At 60.1% G+C, this 16922-nt stretch carries 21 protein-coding genes and 1 pseudogene; 15 read left to right on the top strand and 7 right to left on the bottom strand.

Annotated features, from left to right (window positions below; translation table 11 throughout):
* The first annotated feature begins 13 nt into the window (after window positions 1-13).
* The 5 genes from U1H99_RS27650 to U1H99_RS27630 are packed head-to-tail and all read left to right on the top strand — an operon-like array spanning window position 14 to window position 3380.
* Complete coding sequence (locus U1H99_RS27650) at window positions 14-457, top strand: DUF7380 domain-containing protein (RefSeq protein WP_323144852.1); 444 nt, start codon at window positions 14-16, stop codon at window positions 455-457.
* Window positions 435-587, top strand: a complete 153-nt coding sequence (locus U1H99_RS27645) for a hypothetical protein (protein ID WP_323144851.1) — start codon at window positions 435-437, stop codon at window positions 585-587. The genes U1H99_RS27650 and U1H99_RS27645 overlap by 23 nt, the downstream gene beginning before the upstream one ends.
* On the top strand, window positions 584-1570 hold the full coding sequence (locus tag U1H99_RS27640; RefSeq protein ID WP_323144850.1) for a DUF4209 domain-containing protein: 987 nt from the start codon (window positions 584-586) through the stop codon (window positions 1568-1570). The genes U1H99_RS27645 and U1H99_RS27640 overlap by 4 nt, the downstream gene beginning before the upstream one ends.
* Before the next feature lie 2 nt (window positions 1571-1572).
* Complete coding sequence (locus tag U1H99_RS27635) at window positions 1573-2388, top strand: phage integrase family protein (RefSeq protein ID WP_323144849.1); 816 nt, start codon at window positions 1573-1575, stop codon at window positions 2386-2388.
* A complete protein-coding gene (locus tag U1H99_RS27630; RefSeq protein WP_323144848.1) occupies window positions 2373-3380 on the top strand; it encodes a tyrosine-type recombinase/integrase in 1008 nt (335 codons plus the stop codon). The genes U1H99_RS27635 and U1H99_RS27630 overlap by 16 nt, the downstream gene beginning before the upstream one ends.
* Before the next feature lie 616 nt (window positions 3381-3996).
* Here the strand turns inward: U1H99_RS27630 and U1H99_RS27625 are convergent.
* Entirely contained in the window at window positions 3997-4314 is a 318-nt protein-coding gene (locus U1H99_RS27625; RefSeq protein WP_323144847.1) for a hypothetical protein, read from the bottom strand.
* 205 nt (window positions 4315-4519) lie between these two features.
* Between U1H99_RS27625 and U1H99_RS27620 the strand changes: the two genes are divergently transcribed.
* The 3 genes from U1H99_RS27620 to U1H99_RS27610 all read left to right on the top strand — a co-directional run bounded on the left by U1H99_RS27620 (window position 4520) and on the right by U1H99_RS27610 (window position 7477).
* Entirely contained in the window at window positions 4520-5875 is a 1356-nt protein-coding gene (locus tag U1H99_RS27620; protein ID WP_323144846.1) for a competence protein CoiA family protein, read from the top strand.
* 256 nt (window positions 5876-6131) lie between these two features.
* Entirely contained in the window at window positions 6132-6317 is a 186-nt protein-coding gene (locus U1H99_RS27615) for a hypothetical protein (RefSeq protein WP_323144845.1), read from the top strand.
* A gap of 17 nt (window positions 6318-6334) precedes the next feature.
* Window positions 6335-7477 (top strand): hypothetical protein, encoded by a 1143-nt coding sequence (locus U1H99_RS27610; RefSeq protein ID WP_323144844.1) that lies wholly within the window; start codon window positions 6335-6337, stop codon window positions 7475-7477.
* A gap of 1144 nt (window positions 7478-8621) precedes the next feature.
* Here U1H99_RS27610 and U1H99_RS27605 read toward each other — a convergent pair.
* A complete protein-coding gene (locus U1H99_RS27605) occupies window positions 8622-8954 on the bottom strand; it encodes a hypothetical protein (RefSeq protein WP_323144843.1) in 333 nt (110 codons plus the stop codon).
* Between the two features lie 25 nt (window positions 8955-8979).
* Here U1H99_RS27605 and U1H99_RS27600 point away from each other — a divergent pair, with 25 nt between their 5' ends.
* The gene (locus tag U1H99_RS27600) at window positions 8980-9273 is read left to right on the top strand and encodes a hypothetical protein (RefSeq protein ID WP_323144842.1); all 294 of its coding nucleotides are present in this window, start codon (window positions 8980-8982) and stop codon (window positions 9271-9273) included.
* Window positions 9274-9342: 69 nt separating this feature from the next.
* The gene (locus U1H99_RS27595) at window positions 9343-10068 is read left to right on the top strand and encodes a hypothetical protein (RefSeq protein ID WP_323144841.1); all 726 of its coding nucleotides are present in this window, start codon (window positions 9343-9345) and stop codon (window positions 10066-10068) included.
* Between the two features lie 207 nt (window positions 10069-10275).
* Here the strand turns inward: U1H99_RS27595 and U1H99_RS27590 are convergent, their stop codons facing one another.
* The 3 genes from U1H99_RS27590 to U1H99_RS27580 all read right to left on the bottom strand — a co-directional run bounded on the left by U1H99_RS27590 (window position 10276) and on the right by U1H99_RS27580 (window position 11979).
* Window positions 10276-10737, bottom strand: a complete 462-nt coding sequence (locus tag U1H99_RS27590) for a hypothetical protein (protein ID WP_323144840.1) — start codon at window positions 10735-10737, stop codon at window positions 10276-10278.
* Between the two features lie 154 nt (window positions 10738-10891).
* The gene (locus tag U1H99_RS27585; RefSeq protein WP_323144839.1) at window positions 10892-11275 is read right to left on the bottom strand and encodes a hypothetical protein; all 384 of its coding nucleotides are present in this window, start codon (window positions 11273-11275) and stop codon (window positions 10892-10894) included.
* A gap of 212 nt (window positions 11276-11487) precedes the next feature.
* Window positions 11488-11979: a hypothetical protein gene (locus U1H99_RS27580; protein WP_323144838.1), complete on the bottom strand. Its 492-nt coding sequence runs from the start codon at window positions 11977-11979 to the stop codon at window positions 11488-11490.
* A 106-nt stretch (window positions 11980-12085) separates the two neighbouring features.
* Between U1H99_RS27580 and U1H99_RS27575 the strand changes: the two genes are divergently transcribed.
* Window positions 12086-12778 carry a hypothetical protein gene (locus U1H99_RS27575; protein ID WP_323144837.1) on the top strand — a complete coding sequence of 231 codons (693 nt, stop codon included), beginning with the start codon at window positions 12086-12088 and terminating at the stop codon, window positions 12776-12778.
* A 24-nt stretch (window positions 12779-12802) separates the two neighbouring features.
* On the opposite strand, the pseudogene U1H99_RS30250 reads toward U1H99_RS27575, so the two are convergent.
* A pseudogene (locus U1H99_RS30250) lies at window positions 12803-13423 on the bottom strand (DUF6685 family protein).
* A gap of 131 nt (window positions 13424-13554) precedes the next feature.
* A complete protein-coding gene (locus tag U1H99_RS27560) occupies window positions 13555-13791 on the bottom strand; it encodes a hypothetical protein (protein WP_323144834.1) in 237 nt (78 codons plus the stop codon).
* 801 nt (window positions 13792-14592) lie between these two features.
* On the opposite strand from U1H99_RS27560, the gene U1H99_RS27555 reads away from it, so the two are divergent.
* The 4 genes from U1H99_RS27555 (at window position 14593) to U1H99_RS27540 (ending at window position 16778) form a co-directional block, all read left to right on the top strand.
* Window positions 14593-14796 (top strand): hypothetical protein, encoded by a 204-nt coding sequence (locus tag U1H99_RS27555; protein ID WP_323144833.1) that lies wholly within the window; start codon window positions 14593-14595, stop codon window positions 14794-14796.
* A gap of 76 nt (window positions 14797-14872) precedes the next feature.
* Window positions 14873-15634 (top strand): hypothetical protein, encoded by a 762-nt coding sequence (locus U1H99_RS27550; protein WP_323144832.1) that lies wholly within the window; start codon window positions 14873-14875, stop codon window positions 15632-15634.
* Window positions 15635-15662: 28 nt separating this feature from the next.
* Window positions 15663-16028: a hypothetical protein gene (locus U1H99_RS27545; protein ID WP_323144831.1), complete on the top strand. Its 366-nt coding sequence runs from the start codon at window positions 15663-15665 to the stop codon at window positions 16026-16028.
* A gap of 351 nt (window positions 16029-16379) precedes the next feature.
* Window positions 16380-16778, top strand: coding sequence for a tetratricopeptide repeat protein (locus U1H99_RS27540; RefSeq protein ID WP_323144830.1), 399 nt, complete (start codon window positions 16380-16382; stop codon window positions 16776-16778).
* Window positions 16779-16922: the final 144 nt, after the last annotated feature.

Genomic DNA, 16922 nt, shown 5'->3' with positions numbered 1-16922 from the left:
CTGACCAGCGCGCATGTCGACCTGCTGGCGCAACTGGTCGACGCGGTGTGCAATCCCGCTGCTGCGCGCCCGCCTGGCCGACCTGGTGTGGCTCAAGGACCGGCGCAAGGACATCGCCTTCGCCCTCACGGCCATTGACGGCTACCGCAGCCACCCAATCGATTTCGCCACCTGGCACCTAAGCGGGCGGGCCGCGTGGCACCGCGCGCTGCAGCTCGCCATCTCCCTCGGCCGTGGGGCCGGGACCCGGAGCCACGAGATCGAGGTGGCGCTGCTCGCCGCGTTCAATAGCGCGCTTGGCGCCGGCACCTTCGAGCCGATGTTCTATGTGCGGCCGCTCTACAACGAGAAGCGTGCCGGCGCCGACGCCCCCATGATCGCCGGCGCGCTAGAACACCTGGGCCGCGAACGGCTCGATGCGGGGCGGAATTCGGATGCGGAAGGCTTTTTTTTTTGAGGAAGCGGAAAAATGGTATGGACGCGCACGGCTACCCGATCGGCAGGCCGACATGCTGGTGATGATCGGCGCGAGCCTGGCGGCGCAGGCGGATGCCAGCGGATCCGCGATCGCCGCCAGGAATTCTTGACCCGCGCTATCAAGGCCTACCGCGACGCGCCTGGCCCGCACCGTGCCACGCACAGGGTGGAGGAAGTCATCGCCGCGCTGCGTGACAAATTGGCCTCGGCCGGGCGCCTGGCACTGGGCGAAATGCGCGTCGTCCAAAGCCGGCAAATCGATCTGACGGACTACCGACAGCAAGCCATTCAGCAGGTGCAGGGAAAAACGCCCCTGGGCGCATTGGTCGGATTCTGCACGCTGCATGACTTTCCGAACCGTGAGACCTTGTTCCAGCAGGCCCGGAAGCTGGTTGCGCAAAGCCTCGTTGGGAGGCTGTTCGGCGGGGTAACCCTAGCCGATGACGGACGCGCGATCGCGCGGCGTGCCGGCGCCGACAGCGGCGAAGGCGCTGAGGCGGCGCAGGTGCGAGCTTTCGCCATCAAAAACTGCGTCAATGTGGCGGGGATGACCGCATACGGCATGATCATGCCCGCGCTCGAGGCGATGCAGCTGGAGTGCTACCTGACCTTGCTCGACTTCGCGCACCTGTGCGCGAATGCCGGTGTCGTGCCGCGCGACCGGGTCGACGTCGTGGCCAAGGGACTGCATGCCGGCTACTGCGGCGATTACGTACAGGCGATCCACATCCTAATTCCGCAATTCGAAAACATGGTTCGGGTCGCACTGCGGGACGCTGGCGCCCACACCACCACGCACGACGTCAACGGGCTGGACATGGAGGTCGGCTTGTCGAACTTGGTCGAGCGGCCGCAGATGATAAAGGTGTTCGGCGACAACCTGACCTTCACGGTCCGGGCGATCATGTGCGAGCAAGAAGGGCCGAACCTGCGCAACGCGGTTGCCCACGGCATAGCAGATGACAGCCTGTGCAGCGGTGTGTATGGCGTCTACGCCTGGTGGCTGATCCTTCGGCTCGTGGTTGAATCGTTCGTGGCCGACCTTCCCCAGGAAGACGAGCACGGCCCAGCCGCGCCAGCGCAGGGAGAGTAGGAATGGCCCAGCACACCAACGTGGCGCTGCCCGACCTTGCCTACAACCGCACCGATTACACGGCGCTGCGCGCCTATGTGCTTAAAATTCCAATCCAGCGCATCGCCGACCTTTACTTCACAGAAGATAGCCCCCAAGTCGCGGAAGGACTGGAGCGCTGGCTGATCGACATGCGCAATGCGCTGATCGAGCGCGCGATCGAGCACAATCCAGCCTTTGCGGAGATCCTGAAGGGAGCGCGCCAGGGTGGCGCCATTACCGACAAGGCGCTGGACATCCTGATCAAGGCCGCGGACATGCCACGTCCGGTGCCGGCGCTGGCGCAGCCGCTGGCCCAATGGTTCCGTCCGAGGACGGCGAGCGCGTTCAAGGCCGAGGGCGTGCGCACGCTCGCCGAGCTGGTCGACCTGATCAACCGGCGCGGACCCGGGTGGTGGCGCTCGGTGCCCCGCGTGGGCGCCGGCCGCGGCGCGGCGATCGTGCGATGGCTGCGCCAATGGCCGCAACAGCTCGGCGAGGTTGGCGAGGAACGTTCGCACGCGGCCCCGTCACATGACCTGGACCTGTTGCCGGTGCTGGATCCGACGCGCCAACGCGCGCTGGCGCCACTGGGCACCTTCCAGCTGCCGGCCTGGCTGTCCGGGCTGCAGGGCGCAAACCGCTCGCCCGCGTTTTGCTTCATCGCCGCGCGCAACGACCTCGAGGCGATCAACGCCTACCTCGTGCGCTACCAGGGCCAGGCCCACACGGAACGGGCCTATCGCAAGGAGCTGGAGCGTGTGCACTGGTTGCGTGCAAGCCCATGTCGTCGCTGCTAGTCGACGACTGCGAGCGCTACAAGCACTTTCTGGTGGCGCCGACGCCGGAGTTCCGCGGCCCGCGCACCGTCAAAACCAGCAAGCGCTGGCGGCCGTTCGCCGAGGAGCCGATGGGCACCGGATCGCAGAAGCAGGCAGTGCTCATCCTGCGCGGCATGTTCGACTGGCTGGTCAAGGTGCGCTACCTGGCCGGCAACCCCTGGACTGCGGTGAAAGACCCGGTGGTGATCGTGCAGGCCGAGCACATGCAGGTCGACCGTGCGCTTAGCAGGAATTCCTGGGACACGGTCGTCGACGTGTTGACCCTGCGCGCGGCGGAACCCGACAACCAGCAGGACCGGGTGGCGCTGGCGGCCATCCTGCTGATGGGGGACTCGGGCCTGCGTCGCGCCGAGGCGGCCAGCGCGCGTCAGGACAAGCTCAAGGCGAGCCGGCACGCAAGCGGGGTATGGATGCTCACGGTGCTCGGCAAGCGCAACAAGATCCGCAAGGTGCCGGTCAGCGGGCGCACCATCGATGCGCTGCGCGCGCACTGGCGCGATCGCGGGCTCGACTTCGACAGCACGCCGGCGGACTTGCCGCTGCTGGCGCCGCTGGTGGTGCCGGGCACGTCGGCGGCGCAGGCGCGGCACCGGGACCACGGCGCGAACGGCTATCGCGCCAATTCGCTGTACGACCTGATCGCTGGCGCCCTGGACCGCGTGCAGGCGCACGTAGCCGAGCACACGTCGCAAGAGGCGCCGCTGCTGACGCCCGAGGCCCTGGTCCAGCTCAAGCACACGTCGCCGCATGCCTTCAGGCATACATTCGGCACGCTGGCCGTCGAAGACGACATGCCGATCGTCGTCGTGCAGGACGTGCTTGGCCATGCCAGCGCGGCGACGACGTCCATCTACGTCAAGACGAAGGAAAAGAGGATTGCCGAGGCGGCGGAGTTGTATTACGAGCGTCGAAGAAGCAGCGTAGGTAACGAGGCTGTTAAAAAAACTTAAGCTAGAGGATCACACGGGAGTCAATGGTAAAGCAACGTCGCACATCAATTAAACGGTCAGGTTAAACTGGCTTTAAACCAGGTTCAGAGCTGGCAGACGTCCATATCTTTTCACATACGACAAGATCATGGCTCGCTCGTAATACGCCAACGTTGCTCTCGCAACGATTGCGCGTGTTTCTTTAGGCCTAGAATTCGTCCATTCAGATCGCCAAGTCGTGAACCAAAGCTTAGTCATGTCAGCACCTTTTTGCGCTCGATATTTCCGAACTGCTCGGTGTGACCGCTCAAGTCGGCAATCAACATTTGCTGACATCCCGATATAAGTGACATTTTTCGGTAGTTTCTCGAGACTAGGGCTGGGCTCAACGGCAAGATTATCCGATGATTCTGCAAGAAGATACAAGCCAAGAATGCCGAAATCTAATGGCACATCGAGTTCGCGAGACGGTCGTGGGCGGTAAGTCCATTTCTGCCATCCGTCGAAGACAAGTTCAGGGACCTCAATCAATGTCATTTATCTACGCACTGAAGTAGCGATTTTTGACCGGAGCTGTGTAGAAGACGCTTGCGTTATCGGTTGAACTTAAACCGATAACGCAAATTTTCACCAAAGCTTACTGCTCTTCAGGTGAAATAATTTTTACCTCCAGCGACTGGTATTTATTGACTGGGTTAGGGATCATTAGAGACGGATTATTACTATCGCCGCCTAGTTCTCCAAAAGCTTTTAGTTCTTCCAACCGCTCCCGATCAAGGCTAAATTCATTTGGTCCCTCAGCAATATAAACATAACTACCAAGGTCCTCGCCAAGCTCACGCAGGTACCTATCGACTTTATCTTCGCTACCCCTACCTTCCACGGCGTCTTTGTGGGCATTCTGAATTCTTTTGATGTCAATTGCGATATTATCAAAGTCAACGTTGTCCATCATAAGGTATCCTATATTCCTTTTTAGAGAACTTAATTAGTCTGCTGAAGTGTTGTTGTGAGCTGCGGACGCTAACAGCTTTAGCTAGCAATGCAAGTATGGAAGAGTAACTTGCTAGGGTGTTTTATCAGTAGTACGCCATACAGGGGGCAGGCTGTCAAGCAGATGCGCCGAAAGAAAGCAGTTGTTATTGGAAACCGTGTGTGAGATGGCGATGAACGAAACGTCCAAGAAAGGATTGAAGGTGCCTTTCGCCCGCAAGGGCGACCGCCTGATTGCGCCGACTGATCCCCTTGTCGGCGGGCTGGACTGCCATTGCAACTGTCCAGGGTGTGGGGCAAGGCTGATCCTTAAGCAAGGGTCGAGGCGCCGCCACTTCGCTCACCAGAACGCACCCGGTTCCAACCAGTGCGTCGAGAGTGCAACCCACGCCGCCGCCAAGCAGGTGCTCGTCGAGTGCGGCGCCCTGATGGTCCCGGAGGTCAGCTTCCACATTTCAGCCGCGACCCAGGACGGCGGCGAGCTGCATGAGTACGAAGTCCTGTCACCGCAACGGCGCATCCGATTTGATCGGACGGTGGCGGAAGTCACCATCGACACGATCCGGCCGGATGTCGTCGGCTACCGCGGCGACCGACAGCTCCTGGTCGAAATGTTTTTCCGCCATTGCGTCGATGAGGAAAAGCGGACCAAGCTCAAACGGCTCGGATTACCGGCGATGGAAATCGACCTGTCCGACCTCGATCCGCTGGAAGGGTTCGACGCCGTAAAGGCGCGCGTCATCGAGAGCGTGCACTACAAGGAGTGGCTAGTGTACCCGCGCAGCGACCAGCATCTCGCCTACCTGCAACACAAGCTGCAGGGCCGGGTGGACGCGGCCAACGACACCTACCTTGCCGAATTGGAGCGGCGAAGACAGGAGCGGGCGAAGCTGGCCCAGCTCGAAAAGGCCAGGAAGGCCGCCAAGGTCGACATTGATACCGCTTTTTCTGGCTGGCCTACGGATCAGCAGGAAGCATGGCTCCGCAAGCAACTTGGCCTCAAGGATGCGGTGCCAGCCTTCTTATCTCGGCAATCTTACCCTGAAACAGTGCTCCGTGTGCCGGCGTTTCTCTTCCAGGCCAGTATCTTCGAGCGCTTTATCCACCACGCTGAGGTAGGAACGAGACTATCCGCTGAAACGATCTATCCTTTTCTGCGTCGACGATTCAACTTGCCACTGCGTGATCGTGCAGTCCAGCATCTGGCAATCAACTTGTACTTGCACTACCTGGCAGGCGCACGGTTCTTGGACGAAGCTGGCGCTCACATGAGGGGTCCGTACTATGTGACTCACGGTGATGTCTCACTACCATTCCTGACCTCGTTTGAAACTCGCTACGACGGCGAACCGGTGCTGTCGGCGCGAGCCCGCAGTTCCGGGTCCCGTCGGCGCTGGAGTACCCGTTGGCCACGGTGGCGGGAAGTCTTGGACGACGCACACGCTGTGCTTGCAGGATCGGCGCATCGCGAACTGCTCCTTGACGCTCTGGACAGCCTTTCGTCGATGAACCCCGCCATCTAGCCCGCACCACTGGGCGGAACCTCTCGTCGAACGTGGTGTGCCGCTTGAAGTCTGTTTGGATCTATTGAGCGCGGCAGGATTGATCGATGGCTAGATAGTTTACACAGCAGCAGATCAGCTTGCCCAATCTCGGTCCTTTTCACGGGTTGACTTACTGGCGCCCGTGACGTGTCCGTATATGTCCTAATTGAGGGCGTGACTGGACAGCAACGCTGCTTTATCGTTTCCCCGTTAGCAATCAACCTATGGAGAGATCGTGAAAAAGCAGACCAAGACCGAGGCGGGTAAGGGAACAGTCGGGAAGACCCCGATGACACAGGAACGCGCATCGGCTATACAGCGCCGCACGACGATAGACAACGGCCGGGTGTCAAAGGAAGATTTTGCCGCGCGTGCAGCGAGCGCAGCAGCTCGTAACAGCAAAGCACGTGGTGAACGATAGAGGCCGGGAACGAGACAATGCCGAAGGAAACTATTCAGCTGCATGCCCAAAAGGTCCGCCATCGCATCGCCATGGCTGGCGGACCGACGAAGGCTTATGCCAACAACATGAGCGAAAAGACCGTCCAACGCATAAAGAACACGGGGCGCACGACCCCGACCACGGCGCACAAGTTGGCGAAGGCCCTCGACACAACCGTCGAAGACCTGCAGCTTCCTCCCACACGCGAGGAGGTGGAACGGCAGTTGCCGCCCAACTGGCTGTACGAAAGCGTCACGCCATCCGGGGAATCACGGCGACATTTACCGGCCCAACTTGCCATCGGTGGTGACCACGAAGGATACGTTGTGGACCGGCCGCCGTCGGGCTCGTTGGACCCCATAGACGCGCTGCTGAAATGGCACACGACGGACGGCAGGAAGATTGTTCTGCGCCGCGAAGCTCACGCTTACCTGTTAGAGCTTCACTATTTCCATTACACGTCAGGCCCAGCACTGGAACTTGATTTCTACGGCGCGAGCGCTTGCAGGTTCTTCGCGCTGGCACGAAGCGGTGACGATTTCAGGAAGGCAGCGTTGGACGCGTTCCATGCAGACTGGGTCTGGAATGGCTTGCGGCACCTAGCGATGGAAAGGGCTGACATCGTGGATGTTGAGGGGAGCGTCGCGCCCGTGCACCCGCGAGACTACGTACCGGTTGCCCGCTTTTACCGCGGCAAGGTCGTAAGGCGCAAGATGGAAGGCATACGCTTGTTTGGCCAGTTTCATCGTGACTTCCGGCGGGCGCTGATCGAGCGCTTGGATGAGCTGGATCCGCGCCGGGTGCATGTGTCGACCCACCGATTGGGCATCCAGATTAGGATTGAGGCCGTGCGGCCGGAAGTGTACGACCTGTATTGGCAGGAGGCAGAACTATGCATTGAGGTCGACCTGGCATGGTGGACGCAGGACGACCGTCTAGCACCCGCGCCTTGGCGCCTTGAGCACCGCGAACGTATTGCTGACGCACTTATCAAGCGTGACTGGGCGGCTTTGGACTCCCCGGGCTTGCCGCAGGGCTACCTGACAGAAAGTGCAGACGACGACGAAAATACTCTCCTGGTGCCTGACCCCCACATTCAAGCGGACGTGGCGGAGGCGGTGATGACTCTTTACTGCTAAGAGCCAGAAAAATGGCCGGCATTGACTGACGAGACGGCCTAATCATCTGAGCTGAGCCAATGCAGACCTGGTCCCCAAGGGCGAATCGCGCCATTTTTACTGCAGACTATTGCTTGCTCGAACATACCTTATCCGAGTACCATTGCTTCAATTTTAATAATACAATGGCTAATCCATATGAAGTGTATCGGGCTATTCGCTACAGCTGTGGTCTCATTAGTTTTTACGTCCCACGCATTCGCTGAGATTGTGACTTTTCGATCGTCAGGCCTAATCGCGCAGACGGCCGAATATAGTTTTGGGGAGGATGGGATCGGCCTCTTCGGGGCGCCAGGTAGTAGCCTGCTCGGCGCTAACTTTATTCTCGAAACGACCTTTGATACAACGAATCGCCACATCATTACATCCGATTTTTCCGAGAGTCTTTCGGACACGGTCCCCTTCAACGTCAGGATCATGATCAACGACCGACAGTATTCGTATCGTGTCGACGCTCCGGTCATTTCGTTGGCGCACGTCTTCGGAGGGCTGTCAGAACTTGGACGAGGGGCTGACACACTTTCCTTCCAAGCTTCCGGTCGCGACTCGGCAAGCAGGTTCGTCAGCGTATCGCATTACGTTAATAGCTATGTGACACCGTTCATAGGCCCGAATGCCACCTTTAATACAACTGCATCGTTTGTGCCTGCAGCGTACGACAGCGCCTCTAGCAGTTTCAGCATCTATGGTCCAGATGGTGTTGCTACCCGATTCCAAACTTTCACTCTTTCCAAGATAGAAATTAACCCGTCTCCAGCAAGAGTGCCAGAACCCGATACTTTAACACTGTGGGGAGCTGCCATATTTAGTTTTGCGGTAGCTCGAAAGCAGCTGAAACGCAGAGCAAATGGGAGAGAGAAGGGATAAGGCATAGGCTTATCGACGCTAATGAGGTTAGTCTAATCGGAAAGTATTGCCATCGGACCCTGATCAGAATTCAAACCATGTGTAAAGCTATAGCTTGGTTACTATAAACGCCTTCGGATCTAACTCGACAATACATTTTATATTGTCGAGTCAGCTGTGGATCGACTGATTGAGTTGGCCTCTACGAGCTACCGGCCATGATATGCATGCATGCGTCGCCATATCCGGGTCGCTCACGTCATCTTTGCTTGGGTGGCACACCCAAACGCTCGACGAGATAGGACTCGTACAGCGCCGCAGCTCGTTCGAACTCGTCGAACGGGAAAGTCTTCACATCGCGGAAGTTCGCGTCCTTGGCGTTGGTCTGGTAGTGTTCGACGTTAACCATCATCTCGCTTTCAGCCGTTTCCTTCGAGACCGCGATGAGTGTACCGAAATTGCGCTGGTCTTTATACGAAAGGTAGCGACTCAGGAGAATCGTCCCGCCTCTGACTTCGCGACAGAGCTTTGAAGACGCGGGGCGCGCTTTCGGCCGTTTCGAGGTGGCGCGCGTGACCGAGGCGCCTGGCACCTAGTCGGCTTACGACGACGACTCGATGTTCGACGAAGAGCCCTACGACGACGAGCTGGTCGTCGACCAGTTTGCCTCCAGCATGGTCGGTGCTTTCCTTGCTGCGGCTTGCGACGAGGCAGACTCCCTGCATGACCACCTCTACGAGATCGCTGCGACCTATCTGCGCACGCCGCTGCTGAAGCACAAACTCTACAAGCGCTTCCATGCGTTGATGGAGATGGTCGTCGACGTGTACCGCGCGGCCGGCGCCGACCCTACGTCGACGGTGTGGTTCGATTACGGCCTGGCCTGCCAGTTCACCTCGCATAACGACTAAGCACTGGCGGCGTACGAAGCCTGTCTGGCTCGGAATCATCAGCACGCGGCCGCGCGCGCCAACCAGCTGATGCTTGTCCCTTCGGGCGCCCGGAAGCGCGTCATCATTGCCCACGCGATCGAGGAGTTCGCGGAGCAGGCGCCGCCGGCGACAGCCGCAAAACTCGACTTGAAGCAGGCCCTGTATCTGCTGGCGCTGTACAGAGCCAGCAGCGGCGCGGAGCAGGATCTGGTGCTTCTGCCTTTCGGCATGAGCGAACATCCGTTTGCGCCCGCGCCAGAGCTGTTGCAGCCCCTTTTCGGGCTTCTCCGCGCGGGCTTGGTGAAGATATCCAGGGAGACGCCCACGTCGGCTTTTACGGTAGAACAGTCTCCTCCGCGGATGACCGGGTACGTGCTGCAGGACCTGTACTGGGAGCTGCCGGCGGCAAGCATGGCCCTGATCCGTGCAATCGAGCAGGCCTGCCTCTCGGGAGCGTGGCCAGCCGAATGGCGAGAGCAGGCACCGGCCGTGACGCGCGAGCTAACGGCCCACGAGTGCCTGGCCTACTTGCGACACTGCGCTGACGACCGGGCCCTGCCAATGCCGACGGTCGAGAAGACGATGATGATGATCGAAAATTCGCTGACCACCTTCTCGGTCGCTCAAACTTACGCCTTTTGCTGGCAGGGAGCGGCGGCGGATTTCAAACAGCGCAGAAACATCTCGGCCGTGCATGCCGAGAATGCGATTGTTGGGAACTGCCAGCGCCCAATCGAGCTGGCGCGCGTCAAGCAGTGGGACGTCGCGAACTAGACTTGGCCCCGTGAGCTGAGGCGCACGCACCTCAAGTTCACGCTCTTCGACGCTTTCCTGGGCTCTAGGGATCGCGCATTCACGCAGCCGCTCGGGGCACTATTCGAAGGTGCTGTCGCTGGCTAGCACGGGCCGGTGGCCACCTGACCTATGACAGGTACCGAGAAACAGCCCTCCAGCCGCCGTGACTAGAGGGCTCTTGTCCGGTTAGGCTGCCCAGAATTGCAGGATAGTACCGACGACGACGAATGCCAGTGCGCCGATGCCAACGTTGGCGACTGTCTCCTCGAAGTTCGTTGCTCGAGCCTCTGCGGTGGCTGCGTCGGCCATGTCCGCTTCCAGCTGCTTCAGAACTGGCGTAATTAGGGGAGTGTTCTCGGCAGCGTTCGTAAGCACGCGTACTGCCTCGGCGTATGCCTGGAGGTTATTTGTGGCCAGCTGGCGGTTGCTCACGTTCTTCTTGAACCAGAGGAAGCCGTAGGCGCCCAGGACGCCGCCTCCCATAATCAGAATGCCGCCGACCCGCGTCATGAAGCGCTGCATCTCAGGAGAGAGTGGCGCTTGGGGGTTGAAGAAATAGGTGAAGCCGACGCAGAGCAGCAGCACCACGGCCGCCGTAACGAGTTGGCTACGAGTAGAAGGGGTGTTCGAGTACTTGGTAGAGCGCATAGTAGTTCCAGGTTGTGGGTTGAGGGTGTTCCTTGAGTGTAGGAACGTAGCGGTCGATGTCGCCCTGCAGGAGAGCGCGAAAGACCGATTACTTGAGTAGCAGAAGGAATTTATTTTTTTCCGCCACCCCTCACCCACTGACCAGATTCAGCGCCTAGAACGCTTGGCCGCCAAGCACCGGTCCCTCAGCGGCCTCGTCGGCGCTAGATTTGTCGGCGCCTGGGAAGTGTGGCCAGCTGGCGCGGTAGGATTCCAGGCACTTGGCCAGGTAGGTCTCGAGCGCCACAGCGTGGCGCTGCACGCAAGCCTTCCAAACGCCGATGACGGTGCCGTGGGCCACCGCAGCTTGCGTCAGCTCATGCGCGGCACCACCATTGATGCCCAGCGCGAGCATGTCTCGCGCCATGTCGCTCTGGAACATCCCAACCGCGTGGACCCACGCCAGCTGGCCAAGCGCATACCTCGCCTCGCCGGCGGCGATGACTACGGGCGGATTCTGGGGCACCTGGGCCAAGTGCCAGTCGATGAGCGCCTCCATCTGGGCGCCGTACTCACCACCGTAAACCTAGTATAGGCTGACGACGTCGCCGTCTCGAGTGGCGTCCGCGGAACGGAGCGCAAAGCTGGCGGCTTCGTCCATCCCCAAGGCAACCATCGCCCCGAGCATAAACCGGCGATCCATTCCGCTGTCCGTGAAATGGGCCAGCTGTTCGAGGGTATATGTTCGCATTTTTATCCAGGCAGCACCACTCAGGCGCTCACCATCGCTTCGAGTTCGCGGTCGCGGCTCACCGTTTCCACCTTAGTCGTCACACCCATCAGGGCCGCGTAGCGGAAGGCTGCGGCCTCGCTGGCGTGTTCGGAGATCGGTAACGCTATGCGCTCGTCGAAGCCGCGCTTGTCGCTCCAGCGAGCGACCATCACCGGCGCACCGGCGGTGGTCACCTCTTTGCGAACGAAGCGGGCGTGCTTAATCATGAGGTCCACACAGTCGTCATTGGAGCGCGCCCATGCAGGAATGCACGAGCGCTCAAGTGCGCTAGGCGCCAGGCCCACGGCGCGCCAGGACGTCTCGCCGACTGCGCCCGAGTACACCGCGTCCGTCCAGTCCAGCGCTGCTGCCAGCTTACGCTCGGCGTCGATATAGCGAGTGTCCATCAGCTGCTCCTCTTTCGGCTTTTGTTTGTTGGTATGGCCATTGTATGTAGCGCCGGCCAGGTCTCCCAAGGGAAGGCTCAACATTCCGGTCCGCGGCGCCAGCCAGCGTGCGCCTGGTCACGCCTTGAGGGCTTCGTAGTATCGTCTGCGATGGCCTATCATGTCGGCACCCCGACGATGGACCTCGCCCATGCTGCTCACTGCCCGTACATTCGAAGAACTGCACGCCCGCCTGCCCCGCCTGAACGTGGAGGTGCCTCCGCCCCCGGCGCCGCGGAAAGGACCGGTCGAGATCTACTCGATTGTCCGCCTGCTGGGCAGTATCCCTTGGCACCCAGACGACTTCCCCCTGCAGCTCGCGAAGGACGAGTGCCCGGACTTTTCGCTGCAGCTGGGCGACCGGACGATCGGCATTGAACATACCGAGGCGGTTCCGGAGAATGCGGCGCATGAAAGGACGCTGCGCGCCAAACTCGACCGCAGCTTCCACTTCATCAGCCCGGCAGCCGCCGGCGAGCCCAGAAAGTCGAAGAAGCAGCTGCTGGAAGAAATCGAGGCGAACAGGTTCCCTCCGCCGATGGAGGGCGATTCGGTGGAACGTGGCTGGGCCGAGACGATGGCGCACTTTATCGCAACGAAGGTGGCCAGCGCCCAGAAACCCGGCTACACGACCTATGGCGAGCAGTGGCTCGCCATTTATGACAACTGGCAGGCGCTTGCCCTAGAGCGCCAGCATGCCCTCGCGCTCCTGCAGGAGCATCTGCTGGCCAGCGATCCCTTCACGGTCTTCGACAGGATTTTCATCCTCACCGGGCAGACCCTGGTGGAGCTGGCACGCGGCCGCGCGCTGCTCCATCGCCTGAATCACTGCTTGCCGACGTAACCACGGTCGCCGGCGACAGCAGGATCAGCCTCGCGGGGCGCTGCTGTCGGTCTCGTCGTCGTCACTCGAATCCACGATCAACGGTTCCTGCATGTGCAGGCGCCGCAGGATGACTTCAGGGGTGCCGCTGCGCGCCACATCCGCGAGGTGGTGGCCGAGGTCGGCGAAACCGGCTTCGCGGAAGGACTGGGACACGCGCATGGCCTGTGACTCCTCGCGCGGCAGGAAGATGGCCTTTGCCTGCTCATACAACTGGGGCAGCGCGTGCCAGAGTCAGGTGGCGCCATAGGACTGCATCGCATTGAAGAAGGCGTTAGCCAGCTCGGGCTTGTCGCTGACTAGGTAGATCTCGTACTCGGTGCGCAGCAGCGCCACGGCGTCCTCGTTGACCGAGTAGTAGTGCAGCAACGCCTGCACCGGCACTGGCGCGTCGATGCGCGCGGCGATGTACTTGGCCGCCGCCAGGTGGTGCGAGCCGCCGTCGTTGACCACGAACATGCGCTGGTCCCACTGGTGCACCTGGACCCAGTCGGTCGGGTTCTTGCGCAGCAGGCGGATCTCGTCGTGCGCCAGGTTCTTGCGCAGGCCTTCGGCTGAAATGTTGCCGATCATCTCGCGCGCATTGGTGCGTACCATTTCATCCATCGAGCTGAAGGTTCAAGCTTCGACTTCGACGCGGCGAAGCCATGCAGGTCCTGCAGGTCGAACGACCAGGCGTCGAAGACGCTGTGGCGCACCAGGTTGGCCAGCGTTGGGCAGGACGCGGTGAAGCTGCGTTAGTGGTTGCCTTGGTTGCGCCAGCCCATGAGCTCCAGGCGGGCGTTGCGGCGGCCGGCGGCGCCGATCTCGTTGATGCGCTGCCACTTCGGCACGCGCGCCATGTCGATGTTGTTCTCCGGCGCCAGCAGTTGGGCCTTGAAGTCCGGGCGGTGCCCCAGGAAGCGGCGCAGGCGCACCGGGTTACCGAGGGATTCGAGTACGTGGTCGCTGATGGTCTGGAGAAGCTTGCTCATGGTGTGAAAGGGCAGGCGGCCGTTTGTTTCATCGTGTGCCGATGATACGACACAAATAAAGCTTGCGCTGTTGCAACCACGCCTATTCGAAATCCGTACCATTCCTCCTGCGCCGAACAAACCCGCGCCCCTCTCTTTCCCGGACGTGCGAAGCACGTCCCCTCTTCTGGCTGTATCCTGCCAGCGCCACCGCTATTGGAATTGCAATTAACGGTCGGATAATTATGCTAGACAGGCAGTTCCGATCCGCCGCAGACCCTGGTCCCTGCCAAGCCTCGATCCTCCCGGACCTTGGTCTCCTACAACCCCCTTGTGCCTGACAATCCAAAAGGCCCGCCGCGCCAGGCCCGAGGACTTGCGCGGATCATGAATTGAATAAAACCTGGTTCTCCACAATCCATGTTTTCCCCAAGGCATAGGATCCCCCCAATCCCGATTCGGACAATCCATGAAGGGGCATAACCCAGGTCCCCGGCGAGCGGCGGCCAGCGGGACGGCGGCCGGTGAGGCGACCACTACCCTACTTCTCGTGATCCGACTGTTAATTGAATTTCAGTGGTGCTGGCGGGCGAGCAGCAGCTGGCAAGACAAGATCCGAAGGCGGCGGCCGGCACCAGGGCAGCAATGCAACGTAGGGTGAACGGAACAGGTAGCACGGTACATCCCTGCACCGACCGTTAATTGCATTTCCACCAGTTCGGGGCTTTACCTTTCCGGTTCACGGCATAACGGCGGTGCCCAGCTCGCATAGAATGTGGGTGTCGCCGGCGCTTGACCGGCCTACATCACCAAGAGAAACCCATGACAAAGCATTCCAAGACAGCACCCAAGAGCCCAATTACCCAGGAAGCAGTTTGCCGGATGCAAAGCAGCACGGCACCCAACAACGGTGGCCGGCAGAGCGACTATGTGGCGCGGCTTCAAAGCGTTGCCGATAAGCGCGCGGCCGAGGGCGGCGCCGGCGCACCAGCTGGCCAGCGCCAGGGTTCGCGCAAGACCGCGTGAGTGGAGCATGGCCGGCTTCGGAGTGCACGCGACCGGCCATGCGATATGCTTGCCTCTTTTCAAATTCGATAGCCGAATGATCAGCACGCTCTCGCTCAAGGTCCTCCAACGCATGCACGATCGCACCGTCGCCGGCATGGTGGCCGAGGTCGCGGCCAAGAGCGTCGGCGACAGGACCGTGCGCAACTGGCTCAGCAAAAGCACAACGCCCGACCCGGTGGTGCTCGAACAGATTCGTCTGCAAGGTCTCGAGATTTTGCGCGAGAACCTGAAGAATAAGGACTGGCCTGGCGCTGAGCGGGATGCCTACGTCGCCGGCCTGGACGCAACGCCTGGCTTCGTCAGCGGCATGGCCTTCTCGCTGCAAAGCGCCTGCGACCAGTATCCCGCCACTGTACACCTGGCCGGGCAGATGGACCTGCTTGAACAGGCGGTGGCCATACACCGGCAGGCTGGCGACGTCCGCAGCGCAGCGCAAGCCGTGCTCGACGTGGAATGGCTTCGTGACGAGCACCTGGCGATTCCGCAGGACGGCATCAGTGCCGACGAGATGCGGCTCCAGCTGCGTGAAGCGGTGTCCTGGGATGGGCTCGATGTGCCCGGCCGCGTTCTCGTGCTGAACCTGCAGTTCCAGCTGCTGGCGACGCTGGACTTCGAATTTTGCGCCGCGCATTTTCCTGGACTGGAGCCGACGCCAGTATTCGCCTCGCTTCTCCCTCGTTTCAATCTGCGGGTCCGACCTGGAAGGAAAGACCTCGGCTCCGAAGACGCGAGATATCTACCACTACCCTACTCGGCGGCTCCTGGACGCGATCGCTTGTTTGCGTGTAGCTTGTGAAAGCCCTGTACGGAAATGGCCAAGGGCTATGCCGCCGGCTGCGGCGATGGCGCGGTGGCTGGATATTGCGGGCCAAGACAAGCTGGCCAGCAACCTGCCGAAGTGGCGCAGCGGGCGGACGATCACGGCGGAGCGCTTTCAGCATTTATGGGATGCGTGCTTCAGCTTCATCAAGGAACCCGTGCGGCCGCCAGCGCCCATACCGATGCTCTGTGCCGCCACGGTCTTCACGGAACTGTTCATCAACGGCAGCCTGGCCGAGCGCAACATGAGCTTCATTGCACCCGATCACGAGATCTACCTGGCCTGGTGGGAAAGGCAGCGCCTGGCGCTGTCGGCCGGGGCAATGCCCCCTACGTCTGGTGCCATGCAGTGGATGCCGGGCTTGGGCTGAACAGGCCTGGCGCCGGCCAGCACCGGGTCAACAAGATGTCGGGTGACACAGAACATGAAAGCTGCGCCAAGTTAGTGAAAACTATGTAACACATAAACTGAAAAAATTGCTCGGCTAGGCACGTTTGTTGCAAAAATAGCAATCTATGCCGTACACTAATCGAACTTCCGCTTTCGGTCTATTGTGTAGAAAAACTCGGCTAAGTTGAAGGCCGGACAAAAATCCTGTCAGCCTCGACTTGCCAGAACCGCCGCCATTCAGCGATCTCAAAGCGATTGGATATTTGAGACGACCCAAAACCGTTGCCGTTCGGCTTTTTCAACACAATAGGCCACAAGCAGACAATCAACTTTGCTGATCAACCAGCAGACAGCAGCCACGGTAAGGGAAGCGATGGACAACGAACTGCAACTCGACGAAGAATTACATCAGAAGATCAAGGTCCATTGTGCTCAGGGAAACGACTTGGCAAACGCACAGAGGTTTGAAGATGCGATTGCAGAGTACAACAAAGCATGGCTTCTGATTCCTGATCCTAAGAACGACTGGGAAGCAGCTACATGGGTCTTGGCAGTAATTGCTGATTCTACGTATTTGGGTGGATATACAACGACTGTAAGAGAAGCAATCGAATATGGCATGACTTGCCCAGGGGCGATCGGTAACCCTTCCATGCACCTGCGGTATGGACAAATACTCTTCGACGTGAACGAACGAGATCGGGCAGATGATGAATTGATGCGAGCGTAAACGGGTCCTGGTCCAGATATCTTTGCATCTGAAAATTCCAAGTACCTTTCTTTTTTGAACTCGCGCGCGATAGTGTAGCAAGGTCCACCTTGGGTAGGAAGCGAACGCTACAATACGTCTGCAACCGGCCAGAACCGGACACTG

The sequence above is a fragment of the Massilia phyllosphaerae genome (assembly GCF_034659755.1).
Lineage (GTDB): Bacteria > Pseudomonadota > Gammaproteobacteria > Burkholderiales > Burkholderiaceae_D > Telluria > Telluria phyllosphaerae.
The sequence above is the reverse complement of the archived record's forward strand: the minus strand, read 5'-3'. Positions and strand labels throughout refer to the sequence as shown.

What these genes read in the sequence shown, in the direction of transcription:
- U1H99_RS27580 (WP_323144838.1), bottom strand. Translation starts at nt 11,979, where the DNA reads ATGTTGAGCCTTCCCTTGGGAGACCTGGCCGGCGCTACATACAATGGC.
- U1H99_RS27635 (WP_323144849.1), top strand. Translation starts at nt 1,573, where the DNA reads ATGGCCCAGCACACCAACGTGGCGCTGCCCGACCTTGCCTACAACCGC.
- U1H99_RS27610 (WP_323144844.1), top strand. Translation starts at nt 6,335, where the DNA reads ATGCCGAAGGAAACTATTCAGCTGCATGCCCAAAAGGTCCGCCATCGC.
- U1H99_RS27545 (WP_323144831.1), top strand. Translation starts at nt 15,663, where the DNA reads ATGCCGCCGGCTGCGGCGATGGCGCGGTGGCTGGATATTGCGGGCCAA.
- U1H99_RS27630 (WP_323144848.1), top strand. Translation starts at nt 2,373, where the DNA reads ATGTCGTCGCTGCTAGTCGACGACTGCGAGCGCTACAAGCACTTTCTG.
- U1H99_RS27620 (WP_323144846.1), top strand. Translation starts at nt 4,520, where the DNA reads ATGGCGATGAACGAAACGTCCAAGAAAGGATTGAAGGTGCCTTTCGCC.
- U1H99_RS27650 (WP_323144852.1), top strand. Translation starts at nt 14, where the DNA reads ATGTCGACCTGCTGGCGCAACTGGTCGACGCGGTGTGCAATCCCGCTG.
- U1H99_RS27575 (WP_323144837.1), top strand. Translation starts at nt 12,086, where the DNA reads ATGCTGCTCACTGCCCGTACATTCGAAGAACTGCACGCCCGCCTGCCC.
- U1H99_RS27550 (WP_323144832.1), top strand. Translation starts at nt 14,873, where the DNA reads ATGATCAGCACGCTCTCGCTCAAGGTCCTCCAACGCATGCACGATCGC.
- U1H99_RS27560 (WP_323144834.1), bottom strand. Translation starts at nt 13,791, where the DNA reads ATGAGCAAGCTTCTCCAGACCATCAGCGACCACGTACTCGAATCCCTC.
- U1H99_RS27600 (WP_323144842.1), top strand. Translation starts at nt 8,980, where the DNA reads ATGTTCGACGAAGAGCCCTACGACGACGAGCTGGTCGTCGACCAGTTT.
- U1H99_RS27595 (WP_323144841.1), top strand. Translation starts at nt 9,343, where the DNA reads ATGCTTGTCCCTTCGGGCGCCCGGAAGCGCGTCATCATTGCCCACGCG.
- U1H99_RS27590 (WP_323144840.1), bottom strand. Translation starts at nt 10,737, where the DNA reads ATGCGCTCTACCAAGTACTCGAACACCCCTTCTACTCGTAGCCAACTC.
- U1H99_RS27585 (WP_323144839.1), bottom strand. Translation starts at nt 11,275, where the DNA reads ATGGAGGCGCTCATCGACTGGCACTTGGCCCAGGTGCCCCAGAATCCG.
- U1H99_RS27555 (WP_323144833.1), top strand. Translation starts at nt 14,593, where the DNA reads ATGACAAAGCATTCCAAGACAGCACCCAAGAGCCCAATTACCCAGGAA.
- U1H99_RS27645 (WP_323144851.1), top strand. Translation starts at nt 435, where the DNA reads ATGCGGAAGGCTTTTTTTTTTGAGGAAGCGGAAAAATGGTATGGACGC.
- U1H99_RS27625 (WP_323144847.1), bottom strand. Translation starts at nt 4,314, where the DNA reads ATGATGGACAACGTTGACTTTGATAATATCGCAATTGACATCAAAAGA.